The following is a 21,302-nucleotide window of genomic DNA, read 5'->3' as shown; positions in this document are numbered from 1 at the left end:
CTCCTCGCGTACCGACGCGACTACTGTGCGGAGCATGGCAGACATGGTGAACGTGACCGAGCCGGGCGACGTGCCGCAGGAGCTGCGGGCGGAGATCGGCGTCATCGGCGGATCCGGTTTCTACTCCTTCCTCGACGACGTCACCGAGGTGCACGTCGACACCCCCTACGGCGCGCCCAGCGACACCCTGTTCCTCGGCGACGTCGCCGGTCGTCGCGTGGCCTTCCTCCCCCGTCACGGTCGGAGCCACCACCTGCCCCCGCACCGCATCAACTACCGGGCCAACCTGTGGGCCCTGCGCTCCGTGGGGGTGCGGCAGGTGCTGGGACCCTGTGCGGTCGGAGGGCTCCGCCCCGAGCACGGCCCGGGGACCCTCCTGGTCCCCGACCAGTTGGTCGACCGCACGAAGTCGCGCACCCAGACCTTCTTCGACGGCCTGCCGGGACCGGACGGGACCGTGCCCCGTGTCGTCCACCTCTCCTTCGCCGACCCGTACTGCCCCGTCGGCCGGCGCATCGCGGTGGCAGCCGCCCGGGGCCGCGCCTGGGAGCCCGTGGACGGCGGGACGCTGGTGGTGATCGAGGGCCCGCGGTTCTCCACCCGGGCGGAATCGCGGTGGCACGCCGCGCAGGGCTGGTCCGTGGTGGGGATGACCGGACACCCCGAGGCCGTGCTCGCCCGCGAGTTGTCCCTCTGCTACACCTCCCTGACCCTGGTGACCGATCTGGACGCGGGCGCGGAGACCGGGGAGGGCGTCTCCCACGAGGAGGTCCTCGAAGTCTTCGCGTCCAACGTCGACCGGCTGCGTTCCGTCCTGTTCGACACGGTCGCCGGCCTCCCGGAGACCGACGACCGGAAGTGCCTGTGCACGTCGGCCCTGGACGGCCTCGACACCGGGTTGGCACTGCCGTAGTCATCGCCGGTCGGGCGCCCTCTTCCGGGCGCCCGACCGTGCGCTTCCCCGAGCACTCGCTTCCCCTAGCGGAGGGGAACGACCGCTCCGGCGCCGGAAGTCACCGGTACGAGGGACGAAGTTGTCCACAGCCCCGCCCCTGTCCACAGGCCGCAACGGGGAACTTCGAAGTCCCTCATGGTGGAAGGCGATCCGTCTCCTTCCACGGTGGTGAAACCCATGCCTCCTCACCCCTCCCCCGACCGTCCGGTGCCCCGCCTTCCCGCAGCGCGCCGGTACGGCTACGACACCCGCGCCACGATCCCGGACGCGCACCTCGCCGCGGGCCGGTCCGGTGCCGCGCCGCGCCGGTCCGCGGCCCCCTCGTCGCCGCAGGCCGCGGATGCCGTGCGGATGCGCAGCGACGTGCCGCCCACGCACCGGATCCCGGCCTTCGCCCCGGTTCGGGTGCGGGGCGGGGTCCCGTCGTGGCACCGCGCCGCCCGTCACGGCCGCCGGGCGGCCCTGGTGTGCGCGGCGGGCGTAGTGGTCGCCCTGGTCACGAGCCCGTGGACGCAGCACCCCGCCGGCGAACGGACCGGTGCCTCGACCCCTGCGCGCGACCCCGTGTCCGCGCCCCGGCAGAAGCCCGCCGGGGCGCCCCTGGTCCACGCGCCGGTGCGCATCGCGGATCCCGCGGTGGCCCGGTTCCTCGAACCCGGGGACCGGGTGGACGTCGTCGCCGCGCCCGCCGCCCCGGCCGACGCGGCCGGCCCCGCCCAACGGTTGGTGGCGGCGGGCGCCCGGGTGGTGCACGTCCCCGACCCCACGGACGACGCGGTGGAAGCGGGGGCGCTGGTGATCCTCTCCGCGCCCCGCTCCACGGCGGTACGGCTCGCGGGGGCGAGCGTCTCGTCCCGCCTGACCGTGGTCATGGGCCGATGAGCGCGGACCGGCCGGCCCCATGGCCCTTCGGGCCGATCGGCGCCACTCCTTCACCGTCACGTCACTCCATCGCGTCAACGGATTGGACAGCATGGCGGAGCCCTGTCGTAGTTTGCGGAGTTGTTTGTTCCACAAGCTGTATGTGCGAAGAAGGGCCTCCTGGTGAGCGAGAAGAAGAAGCCGAACGTCTTGGAAGGCTTCAAAGCGTTCCTCATGCGGGGAAACGTGATCGACCTGGCGGTTGCCGTGGTCATCGGCGCCGCGTTCACGAACATCGTGAACGCGGTGGTGAAGGGCGTGATCAACCCGCTCGTCGGGGCGTTCGGCACGAAGAACCTGGATGCCTACAGTTCCTGCCTGAAGGGCCCGTGCAGTTACGACGCCAAGACCGGAACGGCCACCAGCGGCATTCCGATCATGTGGGGAACGGTTCTGAGCGCCACGCTCACGTTCCTGATCACGGCGGCGGTCGTGTACTTCCTGATGGTGCTGCCGATGTCGAAGTACCTCGCGCGCCAGGCCGACCGGAAGGCGGCCAAGGAGGGAACGCAGGAAGTGATCGAGGTGTCCGAGCTGGAGGTCCTCAAGGAGATCCGCGACGCCCTGGTGGCGCAGCGGGCTCCGGGAACGGGCCCGGGGAACGCTCCGCGTCCCGATCGGGAGTAGCGGAGCGACGGGGGCGAGCCCCCGGCGGCCCGGTCGGCGTCCTCCCCGGACCGTGTTCGCGGGGCCCTCGCCCGTCCGGCCGCGCCCTGCCGGGCGTGGGGGCGGGCCGAGCCGCGCTCGGGTGCCTCCGCGGACGGAGCACCCGAGCAGGGGATCACAGGTGGTGCGGTGGCTTCTCGTCGAGGAAGCGCGCCAGGTCCGACGCGCCCTCCCCCACGGCCGTCGACTGCTCTCCCCAGCCACGGTCCGTGTCGTCCGAGGACTGCTGCGCCAGCGGGTCCTCGAAGATCAGTCCGTGTCCGGACTCGGGCGGCGGGGAAACGGGGCCTGTGCTCATGCCTCCAGCGTACGCATGCCACCGCCACCCGGGTGGCCACCACCTCACGACGCCCGGCGCAGCTCCAGGCAACCCCGCTTCCGTCCCCGGCCCACACCGTGCCCGCCCGGTTCCCGGCGTCGCCCGCCACGGCGGGCAGGCGCACCGCCCCGAAGCGGCCCCCACCGTTCCGTCCCGCACGTCTCCCCCTCCGGACACAGCCCGGGGCGACGACGCCCCGGGCGTACCCGGAAGGCGGTATCCGAGGCGACACGGGGCCCGGACGGGACGAGCGAGCCGGGCCGGTCTGCTGTGCTGCTGGCATGACCTCCTCCCCTTCGGCATCGGCGGCCGGCGGGCCGCTGCGCCCCATGACGGCCCGCCGGCGGGGCGAAGCACACCGGGTGGCATCACCCTTGGAGCTCTTCTTCGACCTGTGCTTCGTGGTGGCCGTCGCGCAGGCCGGCGCGTCCTTGGTGCACTCGGTGGTCGAGGGGCATGTGGGGCAAGGCGTCCTCTACTACGCGATGGTCTTCTTCGCCGTCTACTGGGCCTGGGTGAACTTCAGTTGGTTCGCCTCGGCCTACGACAACGACGACGCCCTCTTCAGGGTCGTCACGTTGATTCAGATGGCCGGTGTGCTCGTGCTCGCGGCCGGGGTGTCGGAGGCGTTCCAGCACCACTTCTTCGTCCTGTGGCTCGGGTACCTGATCATGCGTCTCGCCATGGTCAGCCAGTGGTTGAGGGCGGCTCGTGGATGCACCGGGGCCGAGCGCGCCATGGCGCTGCGGTACGCGATCGGCATCGCCCTGTGCCAGGTGGGGTGGCTGTCGGTCCTGCTGCTGACGGAGGGGGAGCGTCCGTGGGCGTTCGCGGTCATGGCCCTGGCGGAGCTGTGCGTACCGGTGCTCGCCGAACGGAAGCACCCGACGACCTGGCACCCGCACCACATCTCGGAACGGTACGGCCTGTTCACCATCATCGTGTTGGGCGAGTCGATCGCAGCCGCCACGGTCGCCGTGAAGTCGGCCGTCGACGAGCACGACGAATTGGGCCAGTTGATCCCCACCTCGATCGGTACGCTGCTGATCGTGTTCGCCGCGTGGTGGATCTACTTTGCAGTCCCGACCCACGGACGCTTGAAGGGCAATCGTCAGGCGTTCCTGTGGGGGTACGGCCACTATCTGATCCTCGGGTCGGCAGCGGCGATCGGAGCGGGCGCCGAGATCTTCGTGGAGCACGTCACCGGCCAGGCACACATCAGTCAGCTGGCCGCCAGCGCCTCGGTGACGGTTCCCACCGCGGTGTATCTGGTGACGGTGTGGCTCCTGGTGTCCCGCCACTACAAGTCGGGGGTCGCACAGCAGTTGGTGTTGCCGGTGACGACCCTGGTGGTCCTGGTGTGCACGCTCGCCGGCCGGTGGTCGGTGCCGGCAGCGGGGCTCGCCCTGGCCACGGCCGTCGCGGCGGGGGTGACGCTGGCAGCCCGCGCAGCGCGTCGGGAGCCCGGTGCGGCGCGCTGAGGCCGGCGGAGTCAGATCGCTCCGGACGTGCCCCTGCCGCTCTCGACGACGCGTCGCCTGCCGCGCGGAAGGGGATTCCCCGCAAACACCGCTCCGACCGTCCCCCGACCGCGCCGGGCACACCGGCGGGCCCGGCGGAGGCGCACCCGCCCGCCGAAGAGGCCCTTTCGACCGCGGCGCGCACCCCGCCGCTCTCCCTCCTGCCCCTGGTCCGCGGCGCGGCGTCCTCGGTCGGCACACTCGCCCGACTCGCCTACCGGGGCGGGAGGCGTGTCCTGTCGGCTCTCCGATCGTGCTGGCCACGCCGCGTGGTAGGCAGGGTGCATGACCGAGCACAGGACGGGCACGGACCCGACTGCCACACGGCCGTTGGCCGACGCGCTCACCGACGTACCGGGCCTGCGCGTCGGCCACGCGACCCTGGAGGGGAAGGGGTACCTGACGGGGACGACGGTCGTCCTCGCTCCCGAGGGCGGTGTGACCGCTGCGGTTGACGTCCGCGGCGGCGGACCCGGCACCAAGGAGACGGACGCGCTCGATCCGCGCAACGCATTGCGGCGGATCGACGCCGTCGTGCTCACCGGGGGCAGTGCCTACGGGTTGGACTCGGCGGCCGGTGTGATGGCGTGGCTGGAGGAACGGGGGCGGGGAGTACGGGTCGGTGCCGACCCGTCGCACGTCGTTCCCGTCGTCCCCGCCGCCTGCGTCTTCGACCTGGGCCGTGGTGGCGACTTCCGGGCTCGGCCGGGGGCCTCGACGGGGCGCACCGCGGTCGAGGCCGCGGCGGCCACTCCGCTGCACGCTTCCGTTCCCGTGGGGAACGTGGGTGCCGGGACGGGCTGTGTGGTGGGGCGGTTGAGGGGAGGCGTGGGCACGGCGAGCCTGCGGTTGCCCTCGGGACCGGTCGTCGCCGCTCTGGTGGTGGTGAATGCGGCCGGGTCGGCCGTGGACCCCCGGACCGGCGTGCTGTACGGGGAGTACTTCGACGGCAGGGTCGCCTATCCGGACCGGGCATTGCACGAGCGGGCCCAGCAGTTGCTCGCCGAGACGTCCGGTGAGGAGGCGGACGGCCGAGGTGGGTTCGCTCCTCTGCGCCCTGCTTCACCCCCCTTGAACACCACACTGGCCGTGGTGGCTACCGACGCGGACCTGTCGCGAGCGCAGGCGCAGAAGCTCGCTGGCACGGCACACGACGGGATCGCGCGGGCGGTGCGTCCTGTGCACCTGTTGAACGACGGTGACACCGTCTTCGCACTGGCCACCGGCGGTCGGTCGCTCCCGGGGGACGACCCTCTGGCGCTGAACGACGTGCTCGCCGCGAGCGCTGATGTCGTCACCCGGGCGATCGTCCAAGCAGTTCGTGTCGTCGAGTCCTTCCGTGGAGCCGTGGGCGACTGTCCGTCGTACTCGGAGTTGTACGGAGGATGATGGGGCGATCCGCTGGACGACGAGCGATCGGGAAGGCCATCGACTACGTCACCCGGACATGCACGGCCCGGCGCCCACGGTTGCCTACGAGGTGCTGAAGCCACCCGGCGGCGAATCGCCGTGTCCCGCGGCTGAACCCTGAAAGGTTGAACTGTCTACGGAGTTCGGGACATCCGCGGGCCTATTGCCCTCAGCCACTCGCCGGTGTCCCCGGTGGACACGAAGGCGCATGTGATGGCAGCCCGCACGGAACGGAGAGTCGTTCGATCGCATCCCTTCGCTCCGGGCGCTCCTACGGCAAGCCCATGATCGTCAGGGCCGTCACCGAGGCCGCTCTCCGTCAGTCGGCTCCCGTGCCGGGTCCAACTCCTGGACCTCCCAGCCCCGAGTGGCGTTGCCGCGGGAAGAGCAGCTCCGCATGACTGATCGCCAGCCGGAGCGGCGCCGCTTCGTCATCAGCCGCCCCAAGCGCTGAGCAGTGCCCACACCGGCCGGGGACGACTTCCGGCCATCCACAGCCCGACGTCACCCGATTCCGCCGCTGACCAAGTAAGCGGCATGCGAACGGCACCCGTCCGAGCAGTCAGTTGGTCACCGAAGGCCCTTGTCCGATAACCGTCGTTGAAACCGTCGGACCGCCACATCCAGGTATGGACGACGGTGACACGTGGGAATGACTGGCCCCTAGATGCGACATCGCCCGGGAGTCGAGCAACGTTGCACATCACGCAGGAACTTCTCGTGGGGCGTGGACGTTTTACGGGTTCCTGGACATGGCGTCCCGCGGAGGGGCTACGGTATGCACCCACAAAGTGACTAGCAGCTAACACGGGGAGGTGCCTTGAGCAGTCCGCACCAGCCGGCACACCAGCCACCCGGGTCCGATTCCCCCGAGGAGCAACTCCTTCGGCTCCTCAGACGCGCTCTCAACTCCTTCGAGTTGCCGGACGAGACGGTGAGCCGTCTCGACTGCGCGCTCGCCTACAACGGCTCTCTGCACTCCGCCCACCACAGCGGAGGTCTCCACCGCGAGACGTACCGGCATACGTGGTTGCTCACGGACGGGAGCGCGCTCACTTTGTGGGAACTCGTGCACAACACGAGCCCCGGCAGGCACGACCAGCTGGTGCACGAGCTGTACACGGACGAGGAGGACGCGCGAACCGCGACAGCCCGGCTGCCCCTCCCCTCGGAGACACCGGACTTCGAGCTGCCCGTGGTGATTCATCTGGCCCCCGCTCCGCCGCCGCGGCAGGAGTACATGACCGATGACTCCGCAGATCACGCACGGCGCTTACTGCGCCGCGCCGAGAACGCGGATCGACCGGGCAACGACGTGGCGCTGCTTCTGCGGAACGCCTGTGCCCACCAGATCACTCAGGCGTTCGGTCGACCGCTGCCGAGCGCCGAAGGCGCCACGGCGTTCACGTTCTCGCTCTACGAGCACGCCTTCCTCCTGAACGACGGGCTCGAAGTGAGTCTCTGGGAGGTCGAGCACACGGACACGCCTGATGGTCGTCACATGTGCGAGGTGTACATCAGCGAGGCGGCGGCCCGGACCGCAGTGGAGCGACGGGCAACCGCTTAGCTCAGCCCTCGCGGGCACCACCCGCGCCTGCCTGCGGGCGGTGCCCGCGAGGGCATCGCCACGTCGCCGCGGAGCCGCGGCCCCGCGGCCTGGGCACGGCATCGGTACGACGGGATCCGGCAACCGGCCGCGTCCGGCCCGTTCGCCGCCCTCGACGTGCAACCAGCGAGTGGCCACGTACGACACGGGCCGCAGCCCTGCTCAACAAGTCCGCCCGGAACACTGCTCGAAGGGCAGTGGGCGAGAGTCCCCCGCCCAGCCGAGGGCAACGAGCCGAAAGGGACGACACGGGCCGGACCGGAGAGCGGCGTGCGCACCGGAAGGCCCGCAAGGCGATCCCACGGCGCCACCCAGATCGGCCGGCCCCTCACACGCCCAAGCCCCTTATGCCGACGGGCTGGTGACGCCGTGCGGAACCCGTCACCGGAAGGGTGGAAAGGGTGGCTCTTCGGAGTTATCCACAGGCTCTGCGGGGCAGGGACGATCCGGGCTACCGTTGCCACAGAGGATCGGAGCCAGCGCGCGAAAACGCTCACGCAGACAGCTCCGCACGTCCACCACGGGGGAATCTCGATGAAGTGCAGAATCACATCCACAGCTGCCAACCGAATGTTCGGATGGGTGTGGCGAAGGTTCACCGAGCAGCTGCGTGCGCGACTGTCGGGGCGGAACCGGGCCGTCGTGCCGAGCGATCCCGCGCGGCCCTCGTGTCGTGGCGTCGCCTGGTGGACGCGGGAGCGGCGGCCACCAGGCGACCGAACGCGCCGAGCCTGCCGATCGGCCTCGGCAATGCGGCTGACGGGTCCAACCGCCAGGGATCTGGTGGCTGTTGGTGCCATGGTGGACCGTAGCGGCATCCGCGTGGGCCGCTGCTGGTGTCGGAGCGGGCTGGTCGTCGACGGCAGCGCCCTCGGCCGTTTCTCCTCCTTCGAGGTGGGTGTGGGGCCGGCACGGCAGGGACATCAGGCAGACGCCCAGCAGGACGAACGCCACGTAGCCCAGCGCGCCCGCGGAGTCCTGCACGAGCTCTCCCCGCAGGGCGTCGGGCGAGGCCTGCCCGTCGACGGCTCCGAAGAGCACGACGGAGACCGGCCCGAGCCCGAGCGCATTGCCCGTCTACAGCACGGTGTTGATCAGTCTCGACGCCGATCCGGCGGGTCTGCACGGCACTTCGGACAGGATCACCTCGGTCAACGGGGCGACGACCGGTCCCCTGCCGACACCCATCAGGACCAGCGGGGGCACCATCGGTCGGGGCCTGATGGCCCTGCCGTAGCGGTCGGACGCCCGGACGGACGGGCGCACGGCTGCCGCCGTGGTCGGAGCCTCGGTCTGGAGCACCCGGCGGCCGAAGTGCGACACGAGGACCTGGACCGGCACTCCGGCGGCCAACGAACCCGCGCAGGAGGCCAACAGAACTGCGGAGACCAGGACGGAAGCAACCATCGTTGCGCGGCCCCACGGCGGCCAGCCGAGCCCCCGCCTCCGGGGCAGGGGGTACAGAGGCAACAACAGCCCTCCGGTGACGAGCGCGAGGCCGACCGGGTCGGGCCCGAGAGCTCACGGCTCCTTCGGTTCGACGATGAACGCACGGCCGAGCAGGAGTCCGGCGAGCCCGACCGGAGTGAGGAGGGCCCGCTCGCGGCCGCGGATGTCGCCGAGCCGTCCTCCGGTGATGAGCCCTGCGGCGAGGGCGTGGCCGACCGCGATCCACTGGATGTGGCCGAAGGTGGCTCCCCGGCTTTCCCGGCTCGTGGGGATCGCGACGTCGACGATGGTGACGTCGACCAGGCTCTTCAAGGCCGCGGTCGTGACGACCGCCCAAGCGATCCAGCGACGCCGGTCCGCACCGGGCCCTCCCGCAGCGGGATCCCCCGTTGCGGAGGCTCGGCCCCCGGTCCCCACCGCCGCGGGGCCCGCGACGGCCACCGGCGCAGGAGCCGGGCCCGTCACCCCCAGCAGGTCGGCCGGGGCCCGGTTCCCGGGGGCGGTGCGGGACGTCGACGTGGGCACCCGTGACGCGAGGAGGGTTCGGTGCGGTCGAGGGACGCAGTCAGGAACCCATTAGGTCAGTTCATGACCTCTTCATGGGGCAGCCTGTGAGACATGACCACAGACACGCCGGCACGGTTGCTTCAGCTCCTGTCCCTGCTCCAGACCCCCCGGGAATGGCCGGGCGGCGAGCTGGCCGAACGGCTCAGGGTTTCCCGCCGCACCGTTCGGCGGGACATCGACCGACTCCGCGAACTCGGGTATCCGGTGCAGGCCGCTCGGGGTTCGGACGGTGGCTACCGGCTGGTGGCCGGCAAGGCGCTCCCCCCGCTGGTCGTGGACGACGAGGAGGCCGTGGCGATCGCCGTGGGGCTGCGGGCCGGAGCGGGCCATGCGGTGGAGGGCATCGAGGAGGCGTCCGTACGTGCCTTGGCCAAGTTGGAGCAGGTGCTTCCCGCCCGGCTGCGGCGCCGGGTGAGCGTGCTCCAGTCGGCCACCGTGCCGTTGACGAGCGGGGACGGCCCCTCCATCCCGACCGAGACCCTCACGGTGATCGCGGCGGCCATCGCGGGGCAGGAGCGACTGCGCTTCGGCTACCGGTCCGGCGAGGGTACCGAGTCCCGCCGATTGACCGAACCGTACCGGCTGGTGTCCACGGGACGCCGTTGGTACCTGGTGGCGTACGACGTGGAGCGGGACGACTGGCGCACGTTCCGGGTGGACCGGGTGTCCGGGGAGCCGTTCGCCACCGGCGCCCGTTTCACTCCGCGGGAGCTGCCCCGGGCAGATGCTGCCGAGTTCCTTCGGGACCGCATGCAGCGGGGGCGTGGGACGTACGCGTTCTCCGTGCGGTTCGCGGCCTCTGCCGAGGTGGTGGCGGACCGACTGCCACAGCTGTTCGGGCGGCCCGAGCCGCGGGGCCCGCAGCAGTGCGTGCTCCACGGGAACACCGGGGATCCTCCGGAGTGGCTGGCGTTCCGGCTGGCGTGGGTGGGGTGCGACTTCCACGTCGAGGCTCCGCCGGAGTTGGTGACGGCGGTGAGGGAGTTGGGCGGAAGGCTCGTACGGGCCGGAGGGGACGAGCTTCGGGAGACGGGCCGGGCGGACCGGGTGGGCGGGGATGACGGGGGCCATGGGCAGAGCCCCTGACCCGGAGAAGGGGCTGGGGAACGACCGGAGGCGGGGGGAGGGAAAGGGGGAGCCCCGGCGCCGGGGGGGGTGGGCGCCGAGGCTCGTTCGTGGGGCGACCCGGGGCAGGGAACGGGTGCGCCGCGGGGTCGGTCAGGCGACGGCGTCGAAGCCGGTGTCCCGGGCGAGCCGCTTCAGTTCCAGCAGGGCGTGCTTCTCGATCTGCCGGATGCGTTCCCGGGTGAGTCCGTGCTCCTTGCCGACTTCGGTGAGGGTGCGTTCGCGCCCGTCGTCGATGCCGTACCGCATCTTGATGATGGAGGCGGTGCGCTGGTCCAGACGGCCGATGAGGTCGTCGAGCTCTTCGCTGCGGAGCAGGGTGAGCACCGACTGCTCGGGGGAGACCGCGGAGGTGTCCTCCAGCAGGTCACCGAACTGGGTCTCGCCCTCGTCGTCCACCGACATGTTCAGGGAGACGGGGTCACGGGCCCAGTCGAGGACGTCGGTGACCCGCTCGGGGGTCGATCCCAGTTCCTCGGCGATCTCCTGCGGCTCCGGCTCGCGCCCCTTCTCCCGGTTGAACTCCCGCTGGACCCGGCGGATGCGCCCCAGTTCCTCCACCAGGTGAACGGGCAGCCGGATGGTGCGGGACTGGTCGGCTATCGAGCGGGTGATCGCCTGACGGATCCACCAGGTGGCGTACGTCGAGAACTTGAAGCCCTTGCGGTAGTCGAACTTCTCCACCGCGCGGACCAGGCCCGCGTTGCCCTCCTGGATCAGGTCGAGCAGCGGCAGACCGCTGCGCGGGTAGCGGCGGGCGACGGCGACGACCAGCCTGAGGTTCGACCGGATGAAGACGTCCTTGGCCCGTTCGCCGGCGGCGACCAGGTTTTCCAGTTCCTCCGTGGAGGGGCCGTCCTGCTTCTTCGCGGTGTCGCTCTCCACCTCGCCGTCGAGGATCTGCCGGGCGTACACGCCGGCTTCGATCGTCTGCGACAGCTCGACTTCCTTGGCAGCGTCCAGCAGGGGCGTACGCGCGATCTCGTCCAGGTACATGCCGACCAGGTCGCGATCGGCGATCTCGCCGCCTACGGCGCGAACACTGCTCCCCGCGTCGGTCCCGCCGGTGGCGGACTGACGACGGGCGACGGCACGGGTTGCCATGCGTGCTCCCTTGCTAGCGAGTGGTACGGGTCCTTGTGCGGACGTCTGCTCACCCTTGCGGGTGCCCAGCTTCCGAAGGAAACAACGACTGGAATCGGGACAGAATTCCCCATCGGCTCGTCGAATTCTCTGATCATGCAGTATCCTGCTTCGCCGCACGGGCGCAGCAGGCCCCGACCACGGCGGAAACGCAGGTCAGGCGTGGTGACGGAGGAAGCTACCGAGCCCGTCGAGCCTCGTGGGCCGTGAGGTGCGACCCCTCTCACGCCCCCGGGCGGAACGCCCCTGGCGGAGCACCCCCGGGCGGATCGCTTCCGGGAGCAGCCGCCGCTTCCCGCCCTCCACACCTCAAGACGAACCGGGCCCCGGATTAGTTGCCTCCCCGCCCACCTGCCCGTTCTCGGCTGTCGCGATGCCGCCGCGGAGCGGTGAACACGGCGTCCCGAGGCGGACACAGCACCCCACCGGGGCGACCGGCCCCTCGACCACCGCATGCCGACGACACCGGCCCTCCAGCTCCGGACAGGAGCGGCGGCCCTCCCGGCCGCCTCCTCCCGTGGACCTACGTCCACGGTCCGTTACGGTCCGCGACGGCCTGTCCTACGGTGCCGGACATGGTCCGCCCGTCCGCAAGGGGCAGCCGACAGAAGTCCCGGGGTCTCGCGCGGGCCCGGCCCGGAAGGCGGCGACGGCAGGGTCGGGCGCCCTGCGCCGGACGGTCGGCCGTCCGGCCGCGGAGGGGAGGTCTCGGGGCCGACGCAGGCCGGGTCGGACGGCTCAGCCGAACTGCACCGACCGCTTCGCGAGTCCCATCCAGAAGCCGTCGATCACGCTGTGCTGCACGTCGAGGTCGCCCGCCGCGTCGGCGGCACCCATGGTCACGAAGAGGGGTGCGAAGTGTTCCGTGCGCGGGTGGGCCAGTGCTCCTGCGGGGGACTTGGCGGTGAAGTCGAGGAGTCCGTCGACGTCCCCGGCGTCGAGCGCGCGATGCCCCCAGTCGTCGAACTCGACGGACCATCCCGGCACCCCGCCCGCATGACGGAGTGCGGCCAGGTTGTGGGTGAAGAAGCCGCTGCCGACGATCAGCACGCCCTCGTCGCGCAGCGGGGCGAGCTTGCGTCCGAGGTCCATCAGCCGGCGCGGGTCGAGGGTCGGCATGGAGACCTGGAGTACCGGAACGTCAGCGTCCGGGTACATCTCCACGAGGGGGACGTACGCGCCGTGGTCGAGGCCCCGGTCCGGTACGTCCTGGACCGGGACGCCGGGGGCGCGCAGTAGCGCGCGGACCGATGCGGCGAGCTGCGGTGCGCCGGGGGCGTCGTAACGCACGGTGTAGTAGTGCTCGGGGAAGCCCCAGAAGTCGTGGACGAGCGGGACGGGGTCGACGGCGCCGAGCGCCAGCGGGGCTTCCTCCCAGTGGGCGGAGACGATCAGGATCGCCCGGGGCTTCGGCAGGTCGGCGGACCAGGCGGCGAGTTGGCCGGGCCATACGGCGTCGTCGGCGAGCGGGGGCGCCCCGTGGCTGAGGTAGAGCGCGGGCATGCGGTCCGTGGAGCGGGGTGCGGGGCGGGTTTCGGCGGTGGCCATGGCGGGACTCCGGAGGGGTGGACCGGGACGGACGGCGCTCGTCGCCCCCGGTCTCGGGCGCCTCGACGAGCACAATGTACTTGAAGTCTCAAGCTTTCCCTTCCGAGAGTACGACGATTTTGTTTAACGTTCAAGAAGGAGCTCGTACAGTGGGACACATGACCACGGCACCCTCACCGGCATCCGCTTCGTCCGTGCGATCAGCGCCCGCCGGAGCCCTCCCGGACCAATCCGCCCCCGACGCCCCCGCCCCGACTCCTCCGCCGACCGACCGGCCGTCGACGGAACCCCCGACGCAACGCGGGCACGGACCCCGTTGGCTGGACGACGAGCAGCAACGCGTCTGGCAGGCCTACCTGAGCGCGACGACCCTGCTCGACGACCACCTCGACCGGCAACTCCAGCGCGACGCCGGGATGCCGCACCTCTACTACGGCTTCCTCGTCCAACTCTCCGAAGCCCCCCGGCGGAGGCTGCGCATGACCGAGATGGCCCGGAACGCCAAGATCACCCGTTCCCGGTTGTCCCATGCGGTGGCCCGACTGGAGAAGAGCGGCTGGGTGACCCGTGAGGACTGTCCGTCCGACCGGCGCGGCCAGTTCGCGGTCCTGACCGACCAGGGGTACGAGGTGCTGCGGCGGACCGCGCCGGGGCACGTCGAGGCGGTCCAGCAGGCCCTGTTCGACCGACTCACCCCCGGCCAGCAGAAGTCCCTCGGCGAGATCATGGAGATCGTCGCCGAGGGACTCCAGCCGAAGGACGCCGGAGCGGACCTGCCCTGGCTGCGGTGACCCCGCACGCACGAGGGCCCGGGTGCGGATTCCTCCCGCACCCGGGCCCTCCCCGTGCTGGGGGACGGGTCCCGGACGGCCGGTGCTCCGACCGTCCCGGGGCCGTTCCCGACCGGACTCAGTGGGCGATCACCGGCACCTTCAGCTCTTCCTCGGCGTCCTCGCCCGCTCCGGCGGGGGCGCCCGGGCCGCCCTCGTCGGGCCGCCCGGCGTTGATCATCGTCAGCGAGATGACCGCCGAGGCGACGAGGATGCCCACCGCGAACCAGATCGCGCTGGTGTACCCCTCGACCATGGCCTTCAGGCCGACGAGTTCCTGCGCGGACCGCGTGGTGGCCGAGGCGGCGTGGTCCTTGAGGTAGGCGGTGGTGGCGGAGGCGGCGATGGTGTTCAGCAGCGCCGTGCCGATGGCACCGCCGACCTGCTGCGAGGTGTTGACCATCGCGGAGGCGACACCGGCGTCCCGGGCCTCGACCCCGTGCGTGGCCAGCGACATGGCGGGCATGAACGCCGTGCCCATGCCCAGGCCGAGCAGCAGCATCGCCGGCAGCAGCAGCGCCGCGTAGGACGAGTCGATGTCCAGCCGGGTGAGCAGCAGCATGCCGACCGCGGCGACCAGGAAGCCGGGGCCCATCAGCAGACGGGCCGGCACGCGGGTCATCAGTCGGGCACCGATCTGGGTGGAGCCGGTGATCATGCCGACGATCATGGGCATGAAGGCGAAGCCGGTGCTGACCGGCGAGTAGCCCTTCACGATCTGGAGGTAGTAGGTCAGGAACAGGAAGAGGCCGAACATCGAGATGACCGCGAGCCCGAGCGCCAGGTACACGCCGCCGCGGTTGCGGTCGGTCAGCACCCGCAGCGGCAGCAGCGGCGCCTTCACCTTCGCCTCGACCAGGACGAAGGCGAGGAGCAGCACGGCGGCCGAGACGAACATGGTCACGGTCAGCGGGTCGGACCAGTCCGAGGACTCGGCCCGGGTGAAGCCGTACACCAGCGCGACGAGTCCGAGCGTCGACAGCACCACGCCGGGGACGTCCAGCGGGGACCGGTTGCGGGCGCCCGCGGGCTCGCGGATGACGAGGTACGCGCCGACCGCGGCGGCCACGGCGAACGGGATGTTGACGTAGAAGGTCCAGCGCCAGTCCAGGTACTCGGTGAGGACACCGCCGAGGATCAGGCCCACGGCACCGCCGCCACCGGCGATGGCGCCGTAGATGCCGAAGGCCTTGGCGCGCTCCTTGCCGTCGGTGAACATCACCGCGAGCAGCGACAGCGCGGCGGGCGCGAGCAGGGCGCCGAACACGCCCTGGAGGGCGCGGGAGGCGAGCAGCATGGCCTCGTTCTGCGCGGCGCCGCCGATGGCGGAGGCGGCGGCGAAGCCGACGAGTCCGGTGAGGAAGGTGTTCTTGCGGCCCCACAGGTCGGCGATGCGACCGCCGAACAGCAGCAGACCGCCGAAGGCGAGCGCGTAGGCGGTGATGACCCACTGGCGGTTGCCGTCGGATATGCCGAGGTCCTGTTGGGCGGAGGGCAGGGCGATGTTCACGATGGTCGCGTCGAGGACGACCATCAACTGGGCCAGGGCGATGAAGACGAGGGCCTTCCACCGCATCGGGTCGGGGGTCGGGTGACCCGGATCAGCGGGGCGCGACGGGGCGGTTCTGGACATGGAGGTAGCCACCTAGGGACTTCGAAGAGCGAACGGAGCAGGAGAGCCGGACGGGCGTGGTGAACGGGACGGGCGGGAAGCAGGAGGCGGACGGACGGTCCGGGGCGGGCGCGCCTGGGGCCGACCGTGCGGCCGGTCGGAGCGCCGACCGGTCAGCGGTCGGCGGAAGGGTGGCGCGGAACTCCGGGAGGCGGTGCGGGCACCGGGCGGGGCGTCGTCATCGGTGAGGACGTCGTCGCGGGTGCGCCGTCGATCGTGGGGCCGTGGCCGCCGCGGTCACCGGTCCTTCGGGTGCGTCGTGCCGAGCGCGCAGTGTTGGGTGCGTAGGTCCTCCAGGGTGATCGGGGTGCCGGGGAGTTCGGAACGTGCAGGAGCCATCAACCCGTCGAGGAACACCTGGAGTTGCCGGCGGGCGAACCCGTGACTGCTGGCGGCGTCGCGGCCGGGGAGCGGACGGGTGAGCTGGGAGACGGCGAGCAGGACGTCGCTGACCGCGATATCGGGCCGGAGTTGGCCGCTGGCCTTGGCCCGGTCGAGGAGTGCGCCGAGGAGTTCCTCGACGCGGGCGCGCGCTCCGACGAGGGTGGGGTGCTCGTGGTCGAAGCCGTCGACCAGCATGGGGCACAGGGCGCCGGTCCGGACGACCGCGGATTCGTGCACGAAGGTGCGCAGCGCCTCGAAGGGGTCGCGGTCGTCGGCGAGGGCGGTTTCGGCGAGGGCGCAGATGCTGTCGAAGACGTGACACATCACGCCGTGGACCAGCGCCCCCTGGTCGGGGAAGTGCCGGTACACCGTGGCGTTTCCGACGCCGGCGCGGCGGGCGATCTCGTCGAAGCGGACCTGGGGACCCTTCTCGACGAAGAGTTCCCGGGCGGCGATGACGATGCGCTCGCGGTTGCGCAGGGCGTCGGCCCGCGGGCGGGAGGTGGAGCGGGGCGCACGGGTCGTGACGGCCACTTGCGTACTCCTTCACGCGCTCGGCGGGCTGGTGCGGGGGCGGTGCGGACCGCCGGTGGGCTGCCGTCCGGTCCACGTCGACCGGTCGGGCCGTTCCGGGGCGTCCGCGGTCCTCCGCGCAACCCCGTGAAACGGGGGCTTTCTCCCCGCTTCGCCGGAACACTAGCTCAAACGGGGAGCCGCTCCCCACTTATTTCTCGACGGAACGTGACCTGCACCACAACAAGGGGAGGGAGGAGTACCACGGGCGCGGAACCCACGATCGGGCCCGCCCAGCGCGCGCGCCCGGTCCCCGCGGCACAGGGTGGGCAGAGGGCGCAGCCTCGGACCGAACGGCTGCCGCGAGGGGAAGGCCCACCTATGCAGCCGTCCTGCCGCCGGATACGCGGCCCGCGCCGCGCGGCGTTCCTCGCCTCGGTCACGGCGCTCACGCTCGCGGTCACCACCTCGGCGAGCACCGGACGGCTCTCCCCCGGCTCGCCGACCGCCTCCGGGCCGAGCGCCCAGTCCTCGCGCGGCGCCACGATCGGCCCCTGCATGATCAGTGGCGCGCTCGACGTCCAACTGTCGGAGGGGGTGCCCACCCCGTCCGGGTACGCGCGGTCCACGGGGACGGTCCGGGCGCTGAACCTGATGGTCGACTTCCCGGACGCGCCGGGCGAGGGGACGGCGGCGCAGCGGCTCGCGGAGTTCTTCCCGCAGACCCGGGAGTGGTTCGCGACCAGTTCGTACGGACGGCTGGAGTACCGCCCCGAGGCGCCGGTGAAGGACTGGCTGCGGATGCCGCGGCCGTTCGCCGAGTACGGGATAGAGCGCGGGGCCCCGTTCGAGCCCGGCTACCGCCAACTGGTGGACGACATCGTGACGGCCGCGGACCCGGAGGTGGACTTCGGGGAGTACGACCTGGTGAACGTGTTGACGACGCCGAACGCCGGGCCGTCCGCGCTGGAGACCGTCCTGTCGGTGACGTTCGCGGGCAACCACGAGGCGCCGGTCGCGGACGGCGTCCCGGTCGCGAACGCGTCGTTCGTGTACAGCCGGCAGGACGACGGTTCGGGCTCGTACGGGGAGACCGGCTTCCGGGTGCTGCCGCACGAGAACGGGCACGTCTTCGGGCTGCCCGACCTCTACACCCAGGAGGGCGGCGGCGCGGTCGGCCACTGGGACATCATGAGCGAGGACTGGGGCGCCAACAACGACTTCCTGGGCTGGCACAAGTGGAAGCTGGGCTGGCTGGACGACGACCAGGTCAACTGCGTCTCGGGCCGGGGCACCCTGGAGTACGTCCTGTCCCCGCTGGCCCGCACCGGCGGCGAGAAGCTGGTGTTCGTCCCCTTGGGCGACGCCTCCGGAATCGCAGTCGAGGTGCGCACGGGCGAGGGCAACGACGAGGCCGTCTGCAAGGCGGGCGTGCTCGTGTACCGGGTGGACGCCTCCGTCGACACCGGGCGGGGGCCGGTGACCGTGTACGACGCGGCCCGCGACAGCGGTGGCTGCACCCGGTCGCCCAATGTGCACGCCGAACTGTCGGACGCCCCCTTCGCCCCCGGGGAGACCTTCCAGGACCCGGAGTCGGGGGTACGGGTGGCGGTCGGCGGCATCGACGCCTCCGGCGACTACACGGTCCGGGTGACCCGTCCCTGAACTGACGTGTTGCCGCCCCGTTCGATCACCTGTGTGACCCCTGTGGCAAAGACGATCAACAGTCTGAGAGTATCGCTTCGCACCAAGGCGCACGATCTCCACCGATTTCACCGATTCGTCACGGTCGACCTGCCGTCGCCACCGTCAGCGCGCACCCGGGCACCTCCCGGGAGCCGTCCGCGGCGCGCCCGGTGGGCGACGGCGCGTCGGACACCGTGTGCCGTCCGCTGGATTCCGCCCGTCCCGCACCCGGGTCGGACGCCTTCTCACCGGGGGGAACGACGTGAAACCGCAACGCACGCTGTGGATCGCCGCAGCCGTGGCGACCGCGACGGTGGCCGGAGTGCTCACCGTCCAGGGCCTGGGCGGCGAGGCCCCCGCCGATCCGGGCGACGACCGCGGGAGGACCGCGCAGGGCCCGGTCGAGACGGATGTGCACCGGGCCGCGCTGAAACGTTCCTCCAATGGGCGCTCCGCCGCCCTCGCCCAGCGCACCACCGAGCCGTTCAGCCTGCTCGGCGTCACCTGGACCGATCCCGAGGTCCGACTCGACGGCACCATCGAGGTGCGCACCCGCACCACCGCCACCGGCCGGTGGACCCCGTGGGTCGGCGTCGACACCGAGGCCGAGACCCGCAACGACGGAGGCGGCCGGCCGGGGCTGCGCGGCGCCAGCGAGCCCCGCTGGGTCGGCCCGTCCGACGGGGTGGAGGTGCGGCTGACCCAGGGCGGCACCACCCGCACCGGTCTGCCCGAAGGGCTCCGACTGGACATGGTCGACCCGGGCGAGGGGCCGGGCGACGCCCGGGTGACCAACGCGCGGGCGGCCTCGGACGGCACCGTGGTGACCGGGCTGGAACCCGCGGCGTTCGCGGTGACCGGCGAACCCGCGTCGCCCCCGGCCACCGAGCCGGGCGCGCCCGAGACGTCCACCTCCGTGGCCCCCGAGACCCCGCCGAGCGACCCGGCCGTGCCACCCGCGCCCGGCTCGGAGTCCTCGGCCCCGGCAGCCACGCCGCCGACCGTCGAGCCCACCCCGAACGACCCCGGCGCGGACGCGCCGACCAGCGCCCCGCCGACCACCGCCCCCGCCCCGCGGTCCTCGACCTCCGCCCCGGCCTCGCCCCCGCCGAGCAGTGGACCCTCCGCTCCGCCGGCCCCGCCGTCCAGCGCGCCCAAGCCTTCGGTGATGACACGTGCCACCTGGGGCGCTGACGAGACCCTCAGTACCGAGGGGCCCGAGTACAACCCGGACGTGAAGGCCGTCTTCGTCCACCACACCGCGCAGACCAGCGACTACGCCTGCGCCGACTCCCCCAAGATCATGCGGGGCTTGCACGCCTACCACGTGAAGAGCCAGGGCTGGAAGGACCTCGGCTACAACTTCGTGGTCGACCGGTGCGGCACCGTGTTCGAGGGCCGCAAGGGCGGCGTCGACCTGCCGGTGCTCGGCGCGCACACCTACGGATTCAACCGGGAGGCCGCCGGCATCGCCGTCATCGGCAGCTACGACCGGCAGTCCGCCCCCGCCGCGGCCGTCACCTCCGTCGCCCGCGTGGCCGCGTGGAAGCTCGGCCAGTACCGGGCCGACCCGACCGGCACCGTCCAGCTCAAGGCCGGGGCAGGCGGCCGCAGCCACGCCGGCACCACGTTCGTCTCGGGCCGGTCGTACTCCTTCCCCCGGATCTCGGGCCACCGCGACGGCTTCAACACCGTCTGCCCCGGCGGGCAGCTGTACGCACAGCTGCCCGCCATCCGCAACTACGCGGGCGGCAAGGTCGGCGGACTCGCCATCACCTCGGTGACGGGCGCCGGCAAGGCCGGCTCGACCCACTACACCAAGGGTGCGGTGACGGTGCGTTGGTCGGTGTCCACGCCGACCGCGTTCGTCCGTCGCCACGAGCTGCTGGTGAACGGCAAGGTCGTCGCCACCACCACGGGCACCGCCACCTCGGCGAAGGCGACGCTGGCCCGCGGCTCCCACAAGGTGCAGGTCCGGGCCACCCACATCTCCGGGCAGACCACCACCTCCGCGACGGCGACCGTGACCGTCGACACCACGGCCCCCTCCTTCACCACCAAGCCGAAGCTGGCGCTGCGCGGCGGCACCGTGAACACGGCCGCCGTACCGCTGACCCTGTCCTGGAAGGCCACCGACGCGGCGGCCCTCAAGGAGGTCCGCCTGACCTCGCCCAGCGCCAGGACCTACGCCCCGACGACCACCAGCGCCGCGCACACCGCGAAGTCGGGCACGGCGACCACCTGGTCCATGACCGCGCACGACCAGGCCGGCAACACCGCGGCCGCCTCCGTCGCCGGGACCCCGATGATCCTCCAGGAGTCCTCCGCCAAGCGGACCGGCACCTGGTCCACCAGGTCCTCCGGTAGCTACCTCGGCGGCAAGTCGCTCTCCTCCGCGACCAAGAACGCCTCGCTGACCTGGACGTTCACCGGCCGCTCCGCCGCCCTGGTGGTCTCCCGCGCGGCGACCTCCGGCCAGATCGACGTCTTCGTGGACGGCCGTCTCGCCAAGACGGTCGACCTCAAGTCCTCCGCCACCAAGTACCGCGACGCGATCTGGACCCAGAACTGGTCGTCCGCAGCACGGCACACGGTCAAGATCGTGGTGAAGGGAACCCGGGGCCGCCCCGCCATCACCACAGACGGCCTGGTGTACCTGAAGTGAGCCCCGGTGGCGGGCGGTTCCGTACGGAACCGCCCGCCACCGGTCAACCGGGCTCCGATCATGGGATATGCTTCATTTCGTCGAGCCGGTCACCGGAACTCCCGGTAGCTGGACGCGCGTTGGTGGTCCAAGGAAAGGCGCCCCACTTCCTGTGGGGAGATGCAGGTGCAAGGCCTGCCCAGCGCTCCGACGAAGGGCCCGTTCCGATTCTCCGGAACGGGCCCTTCTGCATGACGGCACCGTGTGGAGGTCGTCGTTCTCGGCCGCGCGGCACGGAGGACCGGCACGGCCGCCGGGCCCGGGTGACGGAAGGCCGGGGCACC

15 protein-coding genes and 1 pseudogene are annotated in these 21,302 nt (G+C 71.8%); 10 read left to right on the top strand and 6 right to left on the bottom strand.

Translation table 11 applies throughout. The annotated features are described in order from the left end of the window. The first annotated feature begins 34 nt into the window (after window positions 1–34). The 3 genes from ACSMX9_RS17700 to ACSMX9_RS17690 all read left to right on the top strand — a co-directional run bounded on the left by ACSMX9_RS17700 (window position 35) and on the right by ACSMX9_RS17690 (window position 2,503). Complete coding sequence (locus ACSMX9_RS17700) at window positions 35–913, top strand: S-methyl-5'-thioadenosine phosphorylase (RefSeq protein ID WP_445395061.1); 879 nt, start codon at window positions 35–37, stop codon at window positions 911–913. Window positions 914–1,132: 219 nt separating this feature from the next. Continuing rightward, complete coding sequence (locus ACSMX9_RS17695) at window positions 1,133–1,837, top strand: hypothetical protein (RefSeq protein ID WP_445395060.1); 705 nt, start codon at window positions 1,133–1,135, stop codon at window positions 1,835–1,837. A 162-nt stretch (window positions 1,838–1,999) separates the two neighbouring features. Continuing rightward, window positions 2,000–2,503, top strand: coding sequence for a large conductance mechanosensitive channel protein MscL (locus ACSMX9_RS17690; RefSeq protein WP_445395059.1), 504 nt, complete (start codon window positions 2,000–2,002; stop codon window positions 2,501–2,503). A 154-nt stretch (window positions 2,504–2,657) separates the two neighbouring features. Here the strand turns inward: ACSMX9_RS17690 and ACSMX9_RS17685 are convergent, their stop codons facing one another. Beyond that, window positions 2,658–2,840, bottom strand: a complete 183-nt coding sequence (locus tag ACSMX9_RS17685; RefSeq protein ID WP_351241328.1) for a hypothetical protein — start codon at window positions 2,838–2,840, stop codon at window positions 2,658–2,660. 302 nt (window positions 2,841–3,142) lie between these two features. Here ACSMX9_RS17685 and ACSMX9_RS17680 point away from each other — a divergent pair, with 302 nt between their 5' ends. From ACSMX9_RS17680 to ACSMX9_RS17670, 3 genes are all read left to right on the top strand, one after another. Beyond that, window positions 3,143–4,342 (top strand): low temperature requirement protein A, encoded by a 1,200-nt coding sequence (locus ACSMX9_RS17680; protein WP_445395058.1) that lies wholly within the window; start codon window positions 3,143–3,145, stop codon window positions 4,340–4,342. A gap of 324 nt (window positions 4,343–4,666) precedes the next feature. After that, window positions 4,667–5,770 (top strand): P1 family peptidase, encoded by a 1,104-nt coding sequence (locus ACSMX9_RS17675; RefSeq protein WP_445395057.1) that lies wholly within the window; start codon window positions 4,667–4,669, stop codon window positions 5,768–5,770. Window positions 5,771–6,611: 841 nt separating this feature from the next. Continuing rightward, entirely contained in the window at window positions 6,612–7,358 is a 747-nt protein-coding gene (locus tag ACSMX9_RS17670) for a DUF6227 family protein (RefSeq protein WP_351241322.1), read from the top strand. 1,407 nt (window positions 7,359–8,765) lie between these two features. Here ACSMX9_RS17670 and ACSMX9_RS17665 read toward each other — a convergent pair. Then, window positions 8,766–9,263 (bottom strand): annotated as a pseudogene (locus ACSMX9_RS17665) (hypothetical protein); the annotation flags it as partial. A 201-nt stretch (window positions 9,264–9,464) separates the two neighbouring features. Between ACSMX9_RS17665 and ACSMX9_RS17660 the strand changes: the two are divergent. Beyond that, on the top strand, window positions 9,465–10,499 hold the full coding sequence (locus ACSMX9_RS17660; protein ID WP_445395056.1) for a helix-turn-helix transcriptional regulator: 1,035 nt from the start codon (window positions 9,465–9,467) through the stop codon (window positions 10,497–10,499). A 132-nt stretch (window positions 10,500–10,631) separates the two neighbouring features. Here ACSMX9_RS17660 and ACSMX9_RS17655 read toward each other — a convergent pair whose 3' ends face one another. Continuing rightward, complete coding sequence (locus ACSMX9_RS17655; RefSeq protein WP_445395055.1) at window positions 10,632–11,642, bottom strand: sigma-70 family RNA polymerase sigma factor; 1,011 nt, start codon at window positions 11,640–11,642, stop codon at window positions 10,632–10,634. A 777-nt stretch (window positions 11,643–12,419) separates the two neighbouring features. Beyond that, window positions 12,420–13,229 carry a dioxygenase family protein gene (locus ACSMX9_RS17650; RefSeq protein WP_445395054.1) on the bottom strand — a complete coding sequence of 270 codons (810 nt, stop codon included), beginning with the start codon at window positions 13,227–13,229 and terminating at the stop codon, window positions 12,420–12,422. Between the two features lie 194 nt (window positions 13,230–13,423). Between ACSMX9_RS17650 and ACSMX9_RS17645 the strand changes: the two genes are divergently transcribed. After that, a complete protein-coding gene (locus ACSMX9_RS17645) occupies window positions 13,424–14,020 on the top strand; it encodes a MarR family winged helix-turn-helix transcriptional regulator (RefSeq protein WP_445395053.1) in 597 nt (198 codons plus the stop codon). A gap of 118 nt (window positions 14,021–14,138) precedes the next feature. On the opposite strand, the gene ACSMX9_RS17640 is transcribed toward ACSMX9_RS17645, so the two are convergent. Together ACSMX9_RS17640 and ACSMX9_RS17635 are read right to left on the bottom strand one after the other, a co-directional pair. Next, on the bottom strand, window positions 14,139–15,692 hold the full coding sequence (locus ACSMX9_RS17640) for an MFS transporter (protein WP_445395052.1): 1,554 nt from the start codon (window positions 15,690–15,692) through the stop codon (window positions 14,139–14,141). 276 nt (window positions 15,693–15,968) lie between these two features. Then, on the bottom strand, window positions 15,969–16,649 hold the full coding sequence (locus ACSMX9_RS17635) for a TetR/AcrR family transcriptional regulator (RefSeq protein WP_445395051.1): 681 nt from the start codon (window positions 16,647–16,649) through the stop codon (window positions 15,969–15,971). A gap of 360 nt (window positions 16,650–17,009) precedes the next feature. Between ACSMX9_RS17635 and ACSMX9_RS17630 the strand changes: the two genes are divergently transcribed. Together ACSMX9_RS17630 and ACSMX9_RS17625 are read left to right on the top strand one after the other, a co-directional pair. After that, window positions 17,010–18,293, top strand: coding sequence for a M6 family metalloprotease domain-containing protein (locus ACSMX9_RS17630; protein ID WP_445395050.1), 1,284 nt, complete (start codon window positions 17,010–17,012; stop codon window positions 18,291–18,293). A 283-nt stretch (window positions 18,294–18,576) separates the two neighbouring features. Beyond that, window positions 18,577–20,979, top strand: a complete 2,403-nt coding sequence (locus ACSMX9_RS17625; RefSeq protein WP_445395049.1) for an N-acetylmuramoyl-L-alanine amidase — start codon at window positions 18,577–18,579, stop codon at window positions 20,977–20,979. Window positions 20,980–21,302: the final 323 nt, after the last annotated feature.

Source organism: Streptomyces sp. LE64 (assembly GCF_052606915.1).
This window is presented reverse-complemented; position numbering and strand designations above follow the sequence as displayed.